This window comes from Vibrio sp. Vb1337, from assembly GCF_033338715.1.
Taxonomy (GTDB): Bacteria; Pseudomonadota; Gammaproteobacteria; order Enterobacterales; family Vibrionaceae; genus Vibrio; species Vibrio alginolyticus.
Genome location: NZ_JAWOTD010000235.1, coordinates 1 through 1,086, shown reverse-complemented (window position 1 = coordinate 1,086; position 1,086 = coordinate 1). Strand labels below are relative to the sequence as shown.

Sequence of the window (1,086 nt, the reverse complement as noted above, 5' to 3'; positions counted from 1 at the left end):
CATTTTGGCTTTTTGTGACATCCAGATGTCGTAGAGCGCGTTTCGATCCAGCTCTGTAAATTCCATATCTGCCTCCGATAATTCAAGTGCCAATACACTCTCACACTTGCTTGAGATAAATGTTAGCGATAAGTCAGAGAACTTATAATTGATCGTTCGAATATTTGCGCTCAGCAAAGGTATGGCAAGGCTTGCACGCGTCCGCTTTCGATTCAAAATTCATCAGATAATAGTGATAAATGGATGAAATCCCGGAAATTACTGGGGTGATACTTCAATATCTGCTACCTTTCCCACCATGGTTCATCAGAAATAAAAGTTACTTATGTCACAGTGGTTTACCGATTTACAAAACTATGTACAAGCGCATAGTCAGGATTGGAGCGGAAGTGTTCTTTTTATCACGTTAGCCAGTTTTATCGCATGGATCGCTTGGCGAGTCATCCGTTCCCGTCTTGCAATTCTTGTCGAGAAAACCCCTTTTCATTGGGATAACATGTTGCTTGATGCGCTCAAAGCGCCAGTGAGCACACTCATTTGGTGTTGGCCTGCTACGGTGTCACTCGGCATCATTTTAGAAAGCGAACTGAATGACAAGATCAATTGGCTGAGCACGCTCAAGCTGATTCTTATTATCAGCGTCTTCGTATGGACCGTCATGCGACTGATCACCAATATCGAAGATTTCGTTCTGGAACAGAAAAACCGAGACGAAACCACCGTTCAAGCCATCGCGAAAGTCGGGCGATTATTCATCATCACTATCGGCGTATTAACCATCATGCAGGCATTTGGCTTGTCTCTGTCTGGTCTGCTGACGTTTGGTGGTGTGGGTGGCTTAATCGTAGGTCTTGCTGCAAAAGATTTGCTGTCGAACTTCTTCGGTGGTTTGATGATTTACTTCGATCGTCCATTCAAAGTAGGCGATTGGATTCGCTCTCCAGATCGTCAAATCGAGGGCACCGTAGAGCGCATTGGTTGGCGCATGACCAGCATCCGCACGTTTGATAAACGCCCACTTTATGTGCCTAACTCCGTGTTTAGCAACATCGTGGTTGAAAACCCTTCCCGAATGCTAAACCGTCA

Annotated in this window: 1 protein-coding gene and 1 pseudogene; one reads left to right on the top strand and one right to left on the bottom strand. The window is 45.1% G+C overall.

Annotated elements, in window-relative coordinates:
- Positions 1 to 66 (bottom strand): annotated as a pseudogene (locus R7E42_RS25290) (XRE family transcriptional regulator); the annotation flags it as partial.
- A gap of 259 nt (positions 67 to 325) precedes the next feature.
- On the opposite strand from R7E42_RS25290, the gene R7E42_RS25285 reads away from it, so the two are divergent.
- On the top strand, positions 326 to 1,086 hold a 761-nt coding region (locus R7E42_RS25285), incomplete at its 3' end, for a mechanosensitive ion channel family protein (protein WP_318073277.1).